Source organism: Kribbella rubisoli, assembly GCF_004217145.1.
GTDB classification, from domain to species: Bacteria; Actinomycetota; Actinomycetes; order Propionibacteriales; family Kribbellaceae; genus Kribbella; species Kribbella rubisoli.
This window is the reverse complement of sequence record NZ_SHKR01000011.1, coordinates 1083422-1099104: the sequence shown is the minus strand read 5'-3', so window position 1 is coordinate 1099104 and position 15683 is coordinate 1083422. Positions and strand designations below refer to the sequence as shown.

The 15683-nt window shown below is 69.0% G+C and carries 16 protein-coding genes; 12 read left to right on the top strand and 4 right to left on the bottom strand.

Translation table 11 applies throughout. The features are described from left to right. Positions 1-12 precede the first annotated feature (12 nt). On the top strand, positions 13-402 hold the full coding sequence (locus tag EV645_RS08125) for a hypothetical protein (RefSeq protein ID WP_130441296.1): 390 nt from the start codon (positions 13-15) through the stop codon (positions 400-402). Here the strand turns inward: EV645_RS08125 and EV645_RS08120 are convergent. Further along, positions 399-1307 carry a TIGR03086 family metal-binding protein gene (locus EV645_RS08120; RefSeq protein WP_130441294.1) on the bottom strand — a complete coding sequence of 303 codons (909 nt, stop codon included), beginning with the start codon at positions 1305-1307 and terminating at the stop codon, positions 399-401. The two genes, EV645_RS08125 and EV645_RS08120, sit on opposite strands and share 4 nt — an antisense overlap. A gap of 48 nt (positions 1308-1355) precedes the next feature. Then, positions 1356-2804, bottom strand: coding sequence for a hypothetical protein (locus EV645_RS08115; protein ID WP_130441292.1), 1449 nt, complete (start codon positions 2802-2804; stop codon positions 1356-1358). A 92-nt stretch (positions 2805-2896) separates the two neighbouring features. Here EV645_RS08115 and EV645_RS08110 point away from each other — a divergent pair, with 92 nt between their 5' ends. From EV645_RS08110 to EV645_RS08090, 5 genes are all read left to right on the top strand, one after another. Further along, on the top strand, positions 2897-4489 hold the full coding sequence (locus EV645_RS08110) for a succinic semialdehyde dehydrogenase (RefSeq protein ID WP_130441290.1): 1593 nt from the start codon (positions 2897-2899) through the stop codon (positions 4487-4489). 235 nt (positions 4490-4724) lie between these two features. Continuing rightward, entirely contained in the window at positions 4725-6425 is a 1701-nt protein-coding gene (locus EV645_RS08105) for a GMC oxidoreductase (protein ID WP_130441288.1), read from the top strand. 540 nt (positions 6426-6965) lie between these two features. After that, positions 6966-7961 carry a biotin synthase BioB gene (bioB, locus tag EV645_RS08100; RefSeq protein ID WP_130441286.1) on the top strand — a complete coding sequence of 332 codons (996 nt, stop codon included), beginning with the start codon at positions 6966-6968 and terminating at the stop codon, positions 7959-7961. Then, positions 7958-8146, top strand: coding sequence for a biotin synthase auxiliary protein BsaP (gene bsaP, locus EV645_RS08095; protein ID WP_130441284.1), 189 nt, complete (start codon positions 7958-7960; stop codon positions 8144-8146). Before bioB ends, bsaP begins: the two co-directional genes overlap by 4 nt. Positions 8147-8166: 20 nt before the next feature. Beyond that, positions 8167-9306 (top strand): tRNA (adenosine(37)-N6)-dimethylallyltransferase, encoded by a 1140-nt coding sequence (locus EV645_RS08090; protein WP_130441282.1) that lies wholly within the window; start codon positions 8167-8169, stop codon positions 9304-9306. 101 nt (positions 9307-9407) lie between these two features. Here the strand turns inward: EV645_RS08090 and EV645_RS08085 are convergent, their stop codons facing one another. Further along, positions 9408-9599, bottom strand: a complete 192-nt coding sequence (locus tag EV645_RS08085) for a hypothetical protein (RefSeq protein WP_130441280.1) — start codon at positions 9597-9599, stop codon at positions 9408-9410. A gap of 100 nt (positions 9600-9699) precedes the next feature. Further along, positions 9700-9843 carry a hypothetical protein gene (locus EV645_RS41790; RefSeq protein ID WP_157997028.1) on the bottom strand — a complete coding sequence of 48 codons (144 nt, stop codon included), beginning with the start codon at positions 9841-9843 and terminating at the stop codon, positions 9700-9702. Positions 9844-10039: 196 nt separating this feature from the next. Here EV645_RS41790 and EV645_RS08080 point away from each other — a divergent pair, with 196 nt between their 5' ends. The 6 genes from EV645_RS08080 to EV645_RS08055 all read left to right on the top strand — a co-directional run bounded on the left by EV645_RS08080 (position 10040) and on the right by EV645_RS08055 (position 15672). Further along, positions 10040-10444 carry a hypothetical protein gene (locus tag EV645_RS08080; RefSeq protein ID WP_130441278.1) on the top strand — a complete coding sequence of 135 codons (405 nt, stop codon included), beginning with the start codon at positions 10040-10042 and terminating at the stop codon, positions 10442-10444. Positions 10445-10446: 2 nt separating this feature from the next. Beyond that, entirely contained in the window at positions 10447-11388 is a 942-nt protein-coding gene (locus tag EV645_RS08075) for a zeta toxin family protein (protein WP_130441276.1), read from the top strand. A 132-nt stretch (positions 11389-11520) separates the two neighbouring features. After that, positions 11521-12792, top strand: coding sequence for an adenosylmethionine--8-amino-7-oxononanoate transaminase (gene bioA / locus EV645_RS08070; protein ID WP_479684496.1), 1272 nt, complete (start codon positions 11521-11523; stop codon positions 12790-12792). Continuing rightward, positions 12792-13913, top strand: coding sequence for an 8-amino-7-oxononanoate synthase (locus EV645_RS08065; RefSeq protein ID WP_130441272.1), 1122 nt, complete (start codon positions 12792-12794; stop codon positions 13911-13913). Before bioA ends, EV645_RS08065 begins: the two co-directional genes overlap by 1 nt. Beyond that, positions 13910-14566 carry a dethiobiotin synthase gene (bioD, locus tag EV645_RS08060; RefSeq protein WP_130441270.1) on the top strand — a complete coding sequence of 219 codons (657 nt, stop codon included), beginning with the start codon at positions 13910-13912 and terminating at the stop codon, positions 14564-14566. Before EV645_RS08065 ends, bioD begins: the two co-directional genes overlap by 4 nt. Then, positions 14563-15672 carry a cytochrome P450 family protein gene (locus EV645_RS08055; RefSeq protein WP_198681516.1) on the top strand — a complete coding sequence of 370 codons (1110 nt, stop codon included), beginning with the start codon at positions 14563-14565 and terminating at the stop codon, positions 15670-15672. The genes bioD and EV645_RS08055 overlap by 4 nt, the downstream gene beginning before the upstream one ends. The last annotated feature ends 11 nt before the right edge of the window (positions 15673-15683 follow it).

Genomic DNA, 15683 nt, shown 5'->3' with positions numbered 1-15683 from the left:
AAGGATTGCGGCATGGGACTTTTCAGCCGACGGAGCAGCCAGGACACGGACAATGTTGCCCTCGCCGCAGCGCGGGGCCAATTGTCTCCCGATGACGTGGACCAGGTGCGCTTCCTGATCACCACGAAGAAGGCGGTGCACGCGGTCAAGCTGATCCGCGATCGCACCGGACTGGACCTCAAGCAGTCCAAGGAGCTGGTCGACGACATCCGCCTCGGCCGCTACGTGCCGCCGACCACCGGTACGCCGCTCGTCCGCCGCCCGGGGACGAACCTGGCCGAGCGCACCCGCGCCCTCAAGGCCGCTGGTGAACTCCACCAGGCCACCGCCCTGGTCGTCTCCGAGACCGGCATGACCGACGAAGAGGCCGGCCTCTTCGTCGGCGCCCTCCGCGCGGACTAACCCTTCACGTACGACAGCTTCTCGGCGATCTTCCCGTCGCGGAGCCGCAGTACGTCGACCCCGCGGACGTGCCCGCGGTCGCCGGAAGCCTCACGCCACGAGTACCGCCACCGCACGATTGCCCGCTCACCGAGCACCACCGTTTCCTCGGTCTCGAAGTGCGGGTCGTCGGTGTTCGCGAACAGCCGCGCCCACTCCGCCCGTACTGCGTCAGCGCCCTCCAAGCGGGTGCCGTCCGGGGCCGGCGAGGTGGACTCGAACACGATGTCGTCGGTGGCCAGCGACATCACCGTCTCCAGATCGCCCGTGTCGAAGGCGTTCCCGAACCGTTCCACCACACCGAACACCGGGCTCCAGCGTGGGTCACGCCCCGAGGCGGCCAGCAGTTGGTCGGCTTGGGCGGTGAACCCTTCGAGGTGTGGGCCGATCATGCCCACCGAGCGGTACATCTCCTCGCGGTCCGCGAACCACGTCGCGACCTCGGCGACCACGTCGGCGTTGAGCCGCGGTTGAGCGCCGATCGCCATCGCCAGGTCCCACCCGTGGATCAGGTGGTCGGCCGCGAGCTGGCGCAGGTACTCGTGCGGGTCCTCGTCGCCGTACGACAGATGCACCTTGTCGATGGACCAGGACGCCGCGGCCGTCGCCTCGCGGGCAGCGGCTGACGCCGTACGGGCCGGATCGTCGCCGAGAAGATCACCGTCGAGGGCGTCGCCGACCTCCGCGATCGTCTTGCCCTCCATCAGCGGCACGGTCCAGAGTTCCTCGCCGACCACGTGGTTCACCAGCGCCCGGACGTTCCAGTCCGAGCAGGGCGTCGGCTCCGCCCATTGGTTGTCTGCTACTTCCGCGACCAGCTCCGCGAAGTTCGTGACCGTGCGGTTGTGTAGCTCTACGACATCCATCACCCGCACCCCCTCCCAGCGCCAGCGTCCGCCCGGCCGGGCAGGACGTCAACCGCCGAGCTGGAGTTGCTGGGCGGCCTCGTGGGCGTGGTGGGAGGCGGTCAGGTCGCCGGCGGCCGCGAGCAGGTCGCCGTGGTGCCGGTAGCAGGACCCGGCCAGGTCCTTCATGGTCTCGTTGTCGTCGGTGAACGGGATCAGCGCGGTCGCGACCTCCGCGCACCAGCCGCCCAGGTCGAGCGCCATCTCGGTCCGGCCGGCCTGGTAGTACGCCGCCGAGACGTCGAGCAGGAGCTGCGCCCAGATCGGCACGTACGTGCTGGTCTGGTAGCGCATCCGGTGCGACTCACGCTCCGACGAGATCGCGAACAGGTAGTGCGCCTCGAGCCCCAGCGTCAACCCGGCATCGGCGTCCTGCATCAGCAACGGCCGGACCAGCTCGGCCAGCTCGGTCGCACGGACCGCGGCCGACTCCGGGTCGGTCCGGCCCGACACCGTCGCCAGCGTCATCCCCGGCGCCGGCTCACTCAGCGCAAGCAGCCGGTGGTACTGCTCGAACGGCCCGAGCTTGATCTCCGCGTTCTCCAGCGCCGCGACCAGCGTCAGCGGCAGCCCGCGGTCCAGCTCCTCGACCACCCGGACGGCCGTCTCGCCGTCGGTGTCGTACGCTGTACGCAGGCATGCCTCTCCCTCGAGCCGGCCGACGATGCCGAGATGCTTGCCCTTCCTGACCAGGGCCGCGACCAGCGTGCGCATGTCGGTCGGCGAGTCCGAGTCGGCGAGCGTGTCGGCCGTCGTCAGCCCGATCTCGTCCGCCTCGAGCGCGAGGTCCAGCCGCCCCTCGGCCGCGTGGACGTCGGCCGACACCGCTGTCGCCGTACACAGGTAGCGCGCGTACGACAGGGATTGCGGGCTCTCGTTGATCTGGTCCGCGAGCTGCAGGAACAGCTGGGTTGCCGCGTCCGCGGAGGCGACCGCCAGCGCTGGGTCGCCGTACCGCCGCAGGATCAGCGCGTTCATCGCGAGCACCCGGGCGAAGTCCGGTTGATGCTTGAGCCCGTCCGCACCGCCGACCAGCTGGCCGTAGGCGATCACCGCGCCGTCCATCTCCAGTACGGCGGTGGCTCCGTGACCGCGGTGCGCCTGCGTCATCGCGCGCCGGGCACGGATGTCGGCGAGGAAGCTGGTGGCGTCCAGCACGCCGGCATCCTGCAGCTCGGTGTAGCCGAGCTGGGCCTCGTGCAGCGCGACCAGCGCCTCCTCGTGCCGGCCCGACGCGTTCAGCGAGCCGGCCAGCTCGTACTGGGTCGCGGCCATCAGGTGCTTGGCCTCGTAGTGGTTCGGGGACCCTTCGGCCCGCTCCCTGGCCAGCTCGATGACCCGCTGCTGGTACGGCCCGGCCTCGTCGGCCCGGCCCTCCTCGATCAGCACCTGGGCTGTCTGCAGCGCCTCGCCGAGCTCGTCCTCAGGAGGCGTCCAGAGCCCCCCGCTGTCCACCATCTTGACGTTCCACCCCTTCGCAGGTTCCAGAGGGTGAGCTTAATGGGGATCTGATACTGACACTGTCGATTACTGGCAGGTAGCCTAGGCAGATGAGTGAGCAGACCTCGATTCCCGCGGACCCGGAGCTCGATCCGACCGCGTCGTACGCGACCGATCAGTCGGTCATCCGCCGGTTGTCGGGGCTGCTGCGGGCGACGGCGGGCACCCGGACGTCGTACGCGCCGGCGACCGGGCAGCCGATCGCGGACCTGCCGGTGTCGAGCGAGGACGACGTGGTCGCGGCGGTCCGGCTGGCCCGGAAGACGCAGCAGAGCTGGCGACGGGTGCCGCTCGCCGAGCGCGCCGCGATCCTGCTGCGGTACCACGACCTGGTCCTCGACCACCGCCACGAGCTGGTCGACCTGATCATCCGCGAGTCCGGCAAGGCGCGGAAGCAGGCGTTCGAGGAGCTCGCACACGTCGCGCTGACGGCGCGGTACTACGGCCGCAAGGCGCAGGAGCTGCTCGAGCCGCAGCGCAAGCTCGGCATCTTCCCGGTGCTCACCCGGGCCGAGGAGCGGTTCGTGCCGAAGGGTGTCATCGGCATCATCTCGCCGTGGAACTACCCGCTGACGATGGCGATCAGCGACGGCCTGCCCGCGATCCTGGCCGGCAACACGGTCGTGCACAAACCGGACAGCCAGACCCCGTTGACCGCGCTCCGCGGGATCGAGCTGCTGTACGAAGCCGGTCTGCCGCGGGAGGCCTGGCTGGCGGTGAACGGCGACGGCCCGACCGTCGGCGGCGCGCTGATCCAGAACGCGGACTACATCTGCTTCACCGGCTCGACCAGGACCGGCCGGCTGGTCGCGAAGCAATGCGGTGAGCGGCTGATCGGCTGCAGCCTCGAGCTCGGCGGCAAGAACCCGATGCTCGTACTGCGCGACGCCGACATCAACCGTGCCGCCGAGGGCGCCGTACGGGCCTGCTTCGCGAACGCGGGTCAGCTGTGCGTCTCGATGGAGCGGCTGTACGTCGCCGACCAGGTGTACGACGCCTTCGTCACCGCCTTCGTGGACCGGGTCAAGAAGCTCCGCCTGAGCGCCGGCACCGGCTGGGACGTCGACATGGGCTCGCTGATCTCGAAGGCCCAGCTCGAGACGGTCACCCGGCACGTCGAGGACGCCCGCTCGCAGGGCGCCACCGTGCTCTTCGGCGGCAAGCCGCGCCCGGACATCGGGCCGCTCTTCTACGAGCCGACCGTGCTGTCCGGCGTCACCCCGGCGATGGAGTGCTTCGACAACGAGACCTTCGGGCCGGTCGTCTCGATCTACCGGTTCTCCGACGAGTCCGAGGCGATCCAGCGCGCGAACGAGGGCGAGTACGGCCTGAACGCGAGCGTCTGGAGCCGCGACGGCCGGCGCGGTCGTGCGGTCGCCGCGCAGCTGATGGCCGGAACGGTCAACGTCAACGAGGGGTACGGCGCGACGTTCGGCTCGATCGACACGCCGATGGGCGGCATGCGGTCGTCCGGCCTCGGCCGCCGCCAGGGTGTCGAAGGCATCCGCCGGTACGTCGAACCGCAGGCGATCGCCACCCAACGGCTGATCCCGATCGCCGCCTCGCACGGGCTGTCCGACGAGAGGTTCGCCGAGCTGATGACCGGCGCGCTACGGGTGCTCAAGAAGATCGGCCGGCCGTGACTGTGCTGAATGCCTCGCTGCCGCTCGGCGGGTCATGGGGCTGTTACTCCCGGTCTTCCCTCGTCGCTCTGGTCGCTGTGCTGGATGCCGCGACTCCGTCGCGGCAGGTCCTGGGGCTGTTGCTCCCGGTCTTCCCTCGTCGCTCCGGTCGCTTCGCTCCCTCCGCTCCTCAGTCCAGACCGGGAGGCCCCAGGACCGGGCTCCCGCCGCTCCTCAGCCCAGACCGGGAGGCTCCATGACCTTCGACTACGACGTCGTCATCGTCGGGTCCGGCTTCGGCGGGTCCGTGTCGGCGCTGCGGTTGACCGAGAAGGGGTACCGCGTCGCAGTTATGGAAGCGGGCGCGCGGTTCGAGGACGCCGCGTTCGCGAAGAACTCGTGGGACACCAAGCGGTTTCTCTTCGCGCCGAAGCTCGGGATGTACGGCATCCAGCGGATCAGCGCGCTGCGTGACGTGATCATCTTGTCCGGCGCCGGAGTCGGCGGCGGCAGCCTCGTCTACGCGAACACGCTGTACGAACCGCTGCCCGCGTTCTACACCGACCGTCAGTGGGCGCACATCACCGACTGGAAGTCCGAGCTCGCGCCGTACTACGACCAGGCGAAGCGGATGCTCGGCGTCACGACGTACCCGGGCTTCACGCCGGCGGACAAGGTGATGAAGCAGGTCGCCGACGATCTGGGCGTGGGGGACACGTTCCACCCGACGCCGGTCGGCGTCTTCTTCGGTGAGGCCGGTGTCGAGGTCGACGACCCGTACTTCGGTGGCGCGGGACCGCGCCGTACCGGCTGCATCGACTGCGGCGAGTGCATGACCGGCTGCCGCCACAACGCGAAGAACACGCTGACGAAGAACTACCTGTACCTGGCCGAGAAGTCCGGCGCGGAGGTCTACTCGCTGACCACCGTGACCTCGGTCGAGCCGCTGGCCGACGGCGGGTACGCCGTGGACACCCGCCGTACATCGAACAAGAAGCTCACCCGCCGCTTCACCGCGCAGCAAGTCATCTTCGCCGCGTCGGCCCTGGGTACGGCGAAGCTGCTGCACCGACTCCGCGACGAGGGCAAGCTGCCTGGCCTGTCCGACCGGCTCGGCGTACTGACCCGGACCAACTCGGAGTCGCTGCTCGGCGCGATCTCGAAGGACCGCGACGTCGACTACAGCCGCGGCGTCGCGATCACGTCGTCGTTCCACCCGGACGACATCACCCACATCGAGCCGGTGCGGTACGGCAAGGGCAGCAACGTGATGTCGCTGCTGCAGACCGTGCTGACCGACGGCGACGGGGACAAGCCGCGCTGGCGGACCTGGCTGCGGGAGCTCGGCGTACAGCGGAAGAACATCCGCAAGCTGTACGACCTGAAGCACTGGTCCGAGCGGACCGTGATCGCGCTGGTGATGCAGACCGCGGACAACTCGATCACGACGTACGGCAAGCGGGACCGGCTCGGCCGCTGGCGGCTGACGTCCAAGCAGGGGCACGGCGCCCCGAACCCGTCCTGGATCCCGGTCGCGAACCAGGTGGTCCGGCGGATGGCGAAGCTGATGAACGGTACGCCGGGCGGCACGATCGGCGAGCCGTTCAACGTGCCGATGACCGCGCACTTCATCGGCGGCTGCGCGATCGGCGACTCGGCCGAGACGGGCGTGGTCGACCCGTACCACCGGGTCTACGGGTACGACGGCCTGCACATCGTCGACGGCTCGACGATCTCCGCGAACCTCGGCGTGAACCCGTCGCTGACGATCACCGCCCAGGCCGAGCGGGCGCTGTCCTTCTGGCCGAACAAGGACGGCGACGACCCGCGGCCGGCGATCGGTTCGGCGTACCGACGGGTGCAACCGGTGAAGCCGTCGAATCCGGTCGTCCCGGCTGATGCCCCCGGCGCTCTGCGGCTTCCGATCGTCCCGAAACAGTCTGTGACGAAGCCGTAACGCATTCGCGATCTCCGGTGATCGCAAAGAATGCGCGGATGGGGAAATGAATAAGCCTCAGCAGTAAGTTTGCTGAGGCTTAGTGAAAAGGTCCGGAAAAGGGAGCAGGTCCCTCGGGAACGTTTCCGCCCAAATCGTTTCCCGAGGGACCCACTCAAGCCGGGGTGAGGCGCCCGGCGCTTGGGATCGGGTCACCAACCATGGCTGGCGACCCGAGCTCTTGGTTACTACCTTACATCCGATTCCCAGCGCTTCGAGGCCTTGTGACCACTCTGCGTGCTGATCGTAATGATCAGCTTTTGTTGCTCCTGGTAACCGGGTGGCGGTCTTCCTTGCGGTAACCGCCTTCGTACACATCAACGAGCCCATCTACGGGGGGTTACGAGGTTCCGAAGAAAAGTCCAGATTCTTTTTGCGGGAAGTGCGGAGAGTGGTCGTGAGGCACTTCGGCCCGTGGTGTTCCACGTGACGCCCGCCGCAGAACCGGCGTACCGACCTGACCTACTCTGAGCCGACCGTTCTGATGAGGCAGGAGTAGGTATGAGCGACATCCTGGACGTGGCACGTGAGCAGGTTCTGGAGCAGGGCAGGGGGCTGAGCCAGGAGCAATTGGTCGAGGTCCTCGGCACACCCGACGACCGGCTGCCCGAACTGCTCGCACTCGCGCACGACGTCCGGGTGAAGTGGTGCGGCGAGGAGGTCGAGGTCGAGGGGATCATCTCGCTCAAGACCGGCGGCTGCCCGGAGGACTGTCACTTCTGCTCGCAGTCCGGTCAGTTCACCTCGCCGGTGCGTGCGGTCTGGCTGAACATCCCCGAGCTGGTCGAGGCCGCCAAGGAGACCGCGAAGACCGGCGCCACCGAGTTCTGCATCGTCGCCGCCGTGCGCGGTCCGGACGAGCGGCTGATGAGCCAGGTGAAGGCCGGCATCGAGGCGATCAACGCCGAGGTCGACATCAACATCGCCTGCTCGCTCGGCATGCTCACCCAGGAGCAGGTCGACGAGCTGAAGTCGTGGGGCGTGCACCGCTACAACCACAACCTCGAGTCGGCCCGGTCGTACTTCGGCGACGTCGTCACCACGCACTCGTTCGAGGAGCGCTGGGAGACCTGCCTGATGGTGCGCGACTCGGGCATGGAGCTGTGCTGCGGCGGCCTGGTCGGGATGGGCGAGACGCTCGAGCAGCGCGCCGAGCTGGCCGCGCAGCTGGCCGAGCTCGACCCGCACGAGGTCCCGCTGAACTTCCTCAACCCGCGACCGGGTACGCCGTTCGGCGACCTCGAGATCATGGACGGCAAGGACGCGCTGCGGACCATCGCCGCGTTCCGGCTGGCCATGCCTCGCACCGTCCTGCGGTACGCCGGCGGCCGCGAGCTGACCCTCGGCGACCTGGGGACACGCGACGGGCTCCTCGGCGGGATCAACGCCGTGATCGTCGGCAACTACCTGACGACGCTGGGCCGCCCGGCGACCGCCGACCTCGACCTGCTCGCCGAGCTGAAGATGCCGGTGAAAGAGCTGCAGAAGACGCTGTGACCGAGATCTACTGCGGCCGCTGCGGCCGTTCCGTGGACGATGGCGACCACGACGACTGCCGCCGGGCGTTGGCGCTGGAGCCGCCGAGGTACTGCGCCGAGTGCCGCCGCCGGATGGTCGTCCAGGTCCACCCGATGGGCTGGTCGGCCCGCTGCTCGGTCCACGGTGAACTGACCTCAGGCTGAGCCCGGCTAGGCTGGTGGGTATGCCTCATCCCGCGCCTCGCCTGCTGGTCGCTCTCTACGGGCCGACCTCGGCGGGCAAGACCGCGGTGTCGGTCGATCTGTGTCTGCGGATCCAGGACGAGCTCGGGCTGCCGACGATGGTTGTCTCCGCGGACTCGCGGCAGGTGTACCGGTACATGGACATCGGCACCAGCAAGACGACGCCGGAAGAGATGCGCGGCATCCCGCACACGATGATCGACGTCACCGAGCCGGTCCGGAAGCTCGAGCTGGAGACGTTCGTCTCACAGGCGCGCGGGCACATGGAGCAGACCTGGGCGTCCGGCGGCGTGCCGGTGATCGTCGGGGGTACGAGCGTCTATGTCCGCTCGCTGCTGGAGGGCTGGGAGGTGGATGCGGTCGCCGAGGCGCGGAACGCGATCCGCCGCGATTTTCCGCGCAGCATGGCCGAGGACGCGTACGCCGTACTCAGCCGGCTCGACCCGAAGGGCGCCGCGAAGATCCACGAGAACAACTACGACGCGATCGTGAACGCGCTGGCACGGGCCATGGGCAACGATCCCGAGCGGGCCGTCGCACCGGCGACCCGGCAGGTCGTGTTCTCGGTGGACAGGTCCGCGAGCGAGATCGACCAGCGGGTCGCCGCGACGTACGACCATCAGGTCGAGCGCGGGCTCCGCGACGAGGTCCTCGGATTGGACGAGCGGTACGACCTGCTTCCGCAGTACCGCCGGCTGGGTCAGAAGTCGCCGAACCAGGTCGTCCACACCCATGGATACACCGAGTGGTTCGACGTGGCGCTCGACCGGGGCAAGGCGGTCGAGAATCTGAACGCGGACGATCAGGACGAGGTCCGCAAGCGGGTGGTCGAACGGATCCAGACCCACACCCGCCGCCAGCGCGCGGCCATCCCCAAACTCACCGGCGTACGCCCGGCCCGCAATGCCAATGACGCCTTCGCTGCAGTGAAGTCGGCCCTCGAAGCTCCGGTCGAGCGGGCGGCTGGAGGCAAGCCAGGCAACTCCGGTGGCAAGCCTGCCAAGTCGGGCAGCAAAGCCGGCGGTTCGGGCGGCAAGCGTGCCGGTGGCCGGTCGGGCCGCGGCGCCCAGCCTGGTCAGTCGGCCCGGCCCGACTCCAAACGCGGCTCCCGCCGCCGCTGACCTCGCCCCGACAGCAAGCCGGGGCAGACCGCACGCGGTCGCCCCGGTCGCCTTGGTCGCGCACCAGCCGTCCGTCGTGGACGGCCGCCGGCGTCAGCCTCTTACTTGCCCTTGCCCTTCTTCCCCTCGGCCTTCTTCGCGGCGGCTGCGTCGCGGCCGCGTCGGGTGTTGGGGTTGGTGGAACGAGACTGGTCGGCTTGCTTTCGCGACGCGCCCCGCTCGTGCCTGTTGCGGTTGCTCTCGCGCTGGTTGGCGTCGTGTTCCTGGTCTTTGCCTTTTTTGCTGAAGGGCATATCCGGTTTCCTTCTGTCGAAGCCGCGAGCCGCGGCACATGATCGGTCGGGTTCCAGCAGACGGCCCGAACCGCGGGCCGGTCGCAGGGCGGGGCAGGACCTAGCCGCGGCCCTGTCCCTCGCGCCGGGGCGGACGGGCCGGAGTCAGGATCGGCAGATCGCGGGGGGTCGTTGCCTTCCCGCCCTTCTCGGTCTTGCCGCTCTGGGACTTGTCCTTGTTCGTGTCCTTGGCGCCGTACGGCATGTGTTGCTCCTCTCGACGCGAGCTGCGGGATGCCGCTCGTGATCGGTCATGTCTCCAGCAGACGTCGGGTGTCGCCGGCCGGTTCCCCGCTGGTTCGAAGCATCGGAAGATTAACCACGAGCAGGGTTCACTCTGCGTTCACATCGGTGGGTGGCCGAGTGAATGATTGACCTGGCTCGTCGGCTATCGTTTGGGCGTGGTTAACGTCGCCGCCGTCAACGTGCTGACCGAGCTCGGTACGGCGCGATGGTCGGCGCCGGAGGCGATGGCGTTCGAGATCGCGCAGGAGGGTGTGCGACAGGCGATCGGCTTCTACGCCCGGCCGATCACGGCCGAGGAAGCGGCTGCCGATCCCGAGGTCGCAGTGAGCCGGCGCACGGAGCAGCAGGCCTGGGCGGCGCGTGGGCAGGAGCTCACCCCGCTGGACATCCGGGCAATCAAGCGGATCCGCAAAGAGGCCGACGACCTCCTCATCATCGACGACGAAGACGAAGACGATGATGAGGAAGCTGACGACGACGGTGCGGACGTTGATGCGGACGACGACCTCGCCGAGGGCGACGAGGACGAGGACGAGGACGACGACGGGACACTGGAGTAGTCGTGACGAGTCTGTGGGGGACCGGGCCGGCGGCGGCCGACCGGGAGTTGCTGGATGCCGGGGAGAGCACGCGGATCTTCCGCGAGCTGATCGTGCCCGACCAGCTCGCCGGGAGTCGGCAGGAGCAGCCGGTCGTCGTGCTCGTCGGCGGTCAGCCGGGCGACGGCAAAGCCACGATCACCGCGCTGGTCGCTGGTCTGCTGCGCCACCGCGGTCGTCCGATCGTCCTGAACCCCGCCGCCTACGAGCCGTACCACCCGCGCTTCTACCAGCCGATCACCGACGAACCGCCGACGCCGAGCCCGGACGTCGAGGCCGACGGGCAGCGTTGGTACGGGATGGCCGAGGCGCACGTGATCGAGCAGCGGTACGACGTGATCGTCGAGACCGAGCTCCTCGACCCAGCCGCCTTCGCCGACTCGGCCCAGCGCTACAAGGCGGCCGGCTTCCAGGTCGAGGTCGCGATCCTCGCCGTGCCCGAGGCCCTCAGCCGCCTCGGCGTCCTCGAGCGTCACCTGCGTGCTCTGGAAGCCTACGGATTCGCCCGGCTCGCGCCGCAAAGCGTTCACGACGCCGGGTACGCCGGTGTGCTGCGTGCCGCCGAGCTGATCGACGCGGGTGACTGGGCCGACCGGATCGCCGTACTGCGTCCCGACGGGCAGTTGCTGTACGGCAATCAGCGTACGGCCGACGGGCAGTGGCAGCGACCGGTCCGGACCGCCGAGGCGATCACCTACGAGCGGGATCGTCCGTGGACCGTGGTGGAGTCGCGGAACTTCCTGGAGACCGCTTCGCAGGTCGCCCGGATCGGGCTGGCAGCGCCGGTGCAGTGGATCCGCGACGAGTCGGTCGAGGGCGGGAAGACGGTGACCGCGATGGCACGGTCGCGGCTGCATCCGGATGCGGTGACGTTGCATATCGCAACGGCCGGGACCCAGCAGTAGGAGATGTCGCCCACATCCTGACCACCCGTCACGCCGCCTGCGGCGCGCAGCGATTACCGTGGTGGGTCCTCAGGATGGAGGCGGGACACGGTGTCACAGTCGGTCAATGCGCTGCTACGGCGGGATTCGGAGCTGCTCTGGCATCCGTACTCGTCGCTGACCGCGCCGTCGCCGGTGCGGCTGGTCCGCGGCGCGTCCGGCGTACGGCTGCAGCTCGACGACGGCGCCGGCGGGACCGTCGAGGCGATCGACGCGATGGCGTCCTGGTGGTGCATGATCCACGGCTACCGGAACCCGGTGCTGGACGCCGCGGTGAAGAGCCAGGTCGATGACTTCAGCCACGTGATGTTCGGCGGGCTGACGCATGAGCCGGCCATCCGGCTGGCGGAGCGGTTGGTCGAGATCACGCCCGCACCGCTGCAGCATGTCTTCTTCTGCGACTCGGGCTCGGTCTCGGTCGAGGTCGCGATCAAGCTCGCGCTGCAGTACCAGGTTGCCCGCGGCAACAATGGCCGGACCCGGATGCTGACCGTTCGGGGCGGCTACCACGGCGACACCTTCGCCCCGATGAGCGTCTGCGACCCGGTCAACGGCATGCATTCGCTCTTCACCGGCGCCCTGAAGGAGCAAGTCTTCGGACCCCAGCCTCCAGCCGACTTCGACCGCCCGGCCGACGACCCCGAACTGCAGTCCTGGGCCGCCGCGATCAGTGACCTCGCCGAGCACCATTCGGACGAGATCGCCGCCATCATCGTCGAGCCGATCCTCCAAGGCGCTGGCGGCATGTATCCGTACAGCCCCGCCTGCCTGCGAGTACTGCGCGAGCTCGCGGACCGGCACGGCTTCCTCCTCATCCTCGACGAGATCGCTACCGGCTTCGGCCGCACCGGCACGCTCTTCGCCTCCGAACAGGCCGACGTCGAGCCCGACATCCTCTGCGTTGGCAAGGCCCTGACCGGCGGCTACCTCACCCTCGCAGCCATGCTCTGTACGACGGACGTCGCGCAAACGGTCTCCGACGGCCCGGGCGGCGCCCTGATGCACGGCCCGACCTTCATGGCGAATCCACTGGCCTGCGCGGTCGCCCTGGCCTCGATCGATCTGTTGTTGTCCCAGGACTGGGCTGCTCGCGTCGCTGCGATCTCCGCAGGGCTGTCGTCCGGGCTGGCAGGGGCGTGGGAGTTGTCTGCGGTGAAGGACGTGCGTGTGCTGGGCGCGGTCGGCGTCGTACAACTCGGTGGGCCGGTCGATCTGCCGCGGATGACCGAGGCGGCCTTGCGGCGCGGGGTGTGGGTGCGGCCGTTCCGGGACCTCGTCTACACGATGCCGCCGTACGTGTGCACCGACGAGGAGATCGCGACCATCGCGGCGGGGATCACCGGTGCGATCGAGGAGGCCGGCTGATGCTCGAGGATTGGCTTGCCCCGAAGGCGGCGGCGTTGGAAGCGCGGGGGCTCACCCGACGGCTGCGTGCGCGTGCTGCGGACGACGACCTGATCGACCTTGCAGGCAACGATTATCTTGGCCTTGCGCGCGAACCGCGCGTAGTGACGGCTGCCGCCGACGCCGTACGCACGTGGGGCACTGGTGCAACGGCATCCCGTCTCGTGACCGGTACGACGGCTTTGCACGAGGAGCTCGAGTCCGCGCTGGCTGCCTTTGTGGGGCAGGAGTCCGCGCTCGTGTTCTCGTCCGGCTACCTCGCCAACCTCGGCGTGGTCACCGCTCTGGGCGGCCCCGGAACCCTGCTCGTGTCCGACGACCACGTCCATGCCTCGCTGGTGGACGCTTGCCGCTTGTCCCGATCCCGCGTCGAGGTCGTCCCGCACAACGACGTGGAAGCCGTCGAGAAAGTGCTTGCTGAGCGCAACGAACCGCACGCGGTGGTGATGACCGAGTCCGTGTTCAGCGTGCTCAGCGATAGCGCGCCGCTGTCCGACTTGGCGGCCGTCGCTGAGGCGCATCGGGCTCTGCTGTTGGTGGACGAGGCCCACGGTCTCGGGGTGACCGGCGGCGGCCGGGGCTCGGTGCACGCTGCGGGGCTGGCCGGTCTCGACCATGTCGTCGTCACGATGACGCTGTCCAAGTCGATGGCGTCGCAGGGCGGTGTCGTCCTCGGTCCGCGGTTGGTGCGCGACCATCTCGTGAACCGTGCGCGGCCGTTCATCTACGACACCGGCCTGAACCCGGCAGCCTGTGCCGCAGCCCTCGCTGCCCTCCGCGTCCTCGAGGACGAACCGGATCGACCCGCTCGCATCCACGCTGCAACTGCGCAGCTGGCCACTGCTTTCGACGTACCGCTCCCTGCCGGACCGGTGGTCTCGATTCCGATGCCCGGCCCGCAGCAAGCGGTTGAGGCAGCCGACGTGTGCCGTAGCAACGGCGTACGTGTCGGGAGCTTCAGGCCGCCTTCGGTGCCGGACGGAATCTCTCGCCTGCGGCTGACCGCCCACGCAGGTCTGTCCAGCGCCGACCTCGACCGCGCGTGCGCGGTGATTGCCGACGCGATCGGGCAGGTCTCATGATCCTGCTCATCACCGGCACCGACACCGGAGTCGGCAAGACCGTCACCACGGCGGCCCTGGCCGTCCGGGCGACCGGTTCGGTTGCCGTCGTCAAGCCGGCGCAGACCGGAGTCGCGCCGGACGAGCAGGGAGATCTCGACGACATTCACCGACTGAGCGGGCTGACCAAACTGCACGAGGGCATCCGGCTGCGCGATCCGTTGGCGCCGACCACCGCCGCGCGGCGGGAAGGCGTCAGGTTGCCCCCGGTTGCCGTGCACGCCAAGGCGATCGACGAGCTCGCCCGCACGAACGACACCGTGCTGGTCGAGGGCGCGGGCGGGATCCTCGTCGGGCTGGATGCCGAGGGCAACAACCTGGCGGACCTGGCCGCGCACCTGACGACACCGTTCGGTTTCGTCGTCGTCGCGCGCGCCGGTCTCGGGACGCTGAACCATGCCGGGCTGACCGTCGAGGCGTTGCGGTCGCGGGGACTGCCGATCGAAGGGCTCGTGATCGGCTCGTTGCCCGCAGAGCCGGATCTCGCCGAGGAGTGCAACCTGGAGGATCTGCCCGCGGTGACCGGCGTGCCGGTGATCGGCCGGATTCCTGCCGGTGCGGGGTCGCTCGACCAGGAAGCGTTCAAGGCCGCGGCCCCGAGTTGGTTCGAGTGAGCGGTTGCCCGGCCCGGTACGACGAGGCCCTGGGGTACTGGGTTGTCGACGATCCGGCGTTGGCGCGTGAGGTGCTGCTGGATCCGGAGACGTTCCGGCCGGACAACGCTGTACTCGCGCATACCCCGCTGTCGGTGAAGGCGTTGCGGGTGCTGTCGGGGGCCGGGTTCGCTCTGCCGCCGACGCTGGCGAACAACGCGGGAGAGTCCCATCGGCCGATCCGGGCTGCAGTTGCCCGGTTCTTCAGCCCTGCTCGGGTTGCTGCTGTTGAGCCGCTGACCAGGGAGTTGACGTCAGCGCGGGTCTCTGCGGCCTCGGCGCGTCTCGCGGCCGGTGAACAGGTCGACCTCGTGCAGGCGATTGCCGCGGAGCCGCCGGCGCTCGTCGTACTGCAGCTGCTCGGTCTGCGCGATGTCGACGTACCTGCGTTGAAGGCCTGGAGCCTGGACTCGCTCGAGCTGTTCTGGGGCTGGCCGGACGAGGATCGGCAGTTGGAGCTGGCGCACAGCGCGGCCGAGTTCTACGCCTGGTTGCGCGCCCGAACGACGGCGGCGCGGCTCGAGCCCGCCGACGATCTGTTCGGTGTGCTGGTCACCCTCGGCCTGACCGACGAGGAGATCTGCGCCGTCGCCTACTTCCTCCTGATCGCCGGCCAGGAAACGACCACCCAACTCATCTCCACCGCCTTCCACCGGTCGCTCACCCAATCGTCCGCCCCGCCGGACGAGCCGAGCAGGCGTTCCGCGCCGGGTGATTCGATCGACGTTGTTGAGGAGACGCTGCGGTGTGCGTCTTCTGTTCCTACCTGGCGGCGGGTGACCTCGCGTCCGACGGCCGTTGGCGACGTGGAGCTTCCTGCGGGCGCACCTGTGCTGCTCGGGCTCTCAGGACACGGCGGGCCGGCAGATCTTGCCTTCGGGATCGGTGTTCACCGCTGCCTCGGGGCCGGCCTCGCGCGGCTGGAGGCGCGGGTGGCGCTGGAGTGTGCTCAGGAGCTGTTGGGTGGTGTGCGGTTGGTGGACGAGCCGCCGATGATCGACCTGCTGTCGTTCCGCGCCCCGAAGCGTCTCCTGATTGTAACGGACGGTAACACCGGGGACAACTAACGCCGCTAGCG

What these genes read in the sequence shown, in the direction of transcription:
- EV645_RS08125 (WP_130441296.1), top strand. Translation starts at nt 13, where the DNA reads ATGGGACTTTTCAGCCGACGGAGCAGCCAGGACACGGACAATGTTGCC.
- EV645_RS08120 (WP_130441294.1), bottom strand. Translation starts at nt 1,307, where the DNA reads ATGGATGTCGTAGAGCTACACAACCGCACGGTCACGAACTTCGCGGAG.
- EV645_RS08115 (WP_130441292.1), bottom strand. Translation starts at nt 2,804, where the DNA reads ATGGTGGACAGCGGGGGGCTCTGGACGCCTCCTGAGGACGAGCTCGGC.
- EV645_RS08110 (WP_130441290.1), top strand. Translation starts at nt 2,897, where the DNA reads ATGAGTGAGCAGACCTCGATTCCCGCGGACCCGGAGCTCGATCCGACC.
- EV645_RS08105 (WP_130441288.1), top strand. Translation starts at nt 4,725, where the DNA reads ATGACCTTCGACTACGACGTCGTCATCGTCGGGTCCGGCTTCGGCGGG.
- bioB (WP_130441286.1), top strand. Translation starts at nt 6,966, where the DNA reads ATGAGCGACATCCTGGACGTGGCACGTGAGCAGGTTCTGGAGCAGGGC.
- EV645_RS08090 (WP_130441282.1), top strand. Translation starts at nt 8,167, where the DNA reads ATGCCTCATCCCGCGCCTCGCCTGCTGGTCGCTCTCTACGGGCCGACC.
- EV645_RS08085 (WP_130441280.1), bottom strand. Translation starts at nt 9,599, where the DNA reads ATGCCCTTCAGCAAAAAAGGCAAAGACCAGGAACACGACGCCAACCAG.
- EV645_RS41790 (WP_157997028.1), bottom strand. Translation starts at nt 9,843, where the DNA reads ATGCCGTACGGCGCCAAGGACACGAACAAGGACAAGTCCCAGAGCGGC.
- EV645_RS08065 (WP_130441272.1), top strand. Translation starts at nt 12,792, where the DNA reads ATGCTCGAGGATTGGCTTGCCCCGAAGGCGGCGGCGTTGGAAGCGCGG.
- bioD (WP_130441270.1), top strand. Translation starts at nt 13,910, where the DNA reads ATGATCCTGCTCATCACCGGCACCGACACCGGAGTCGGCAAGACCGTC.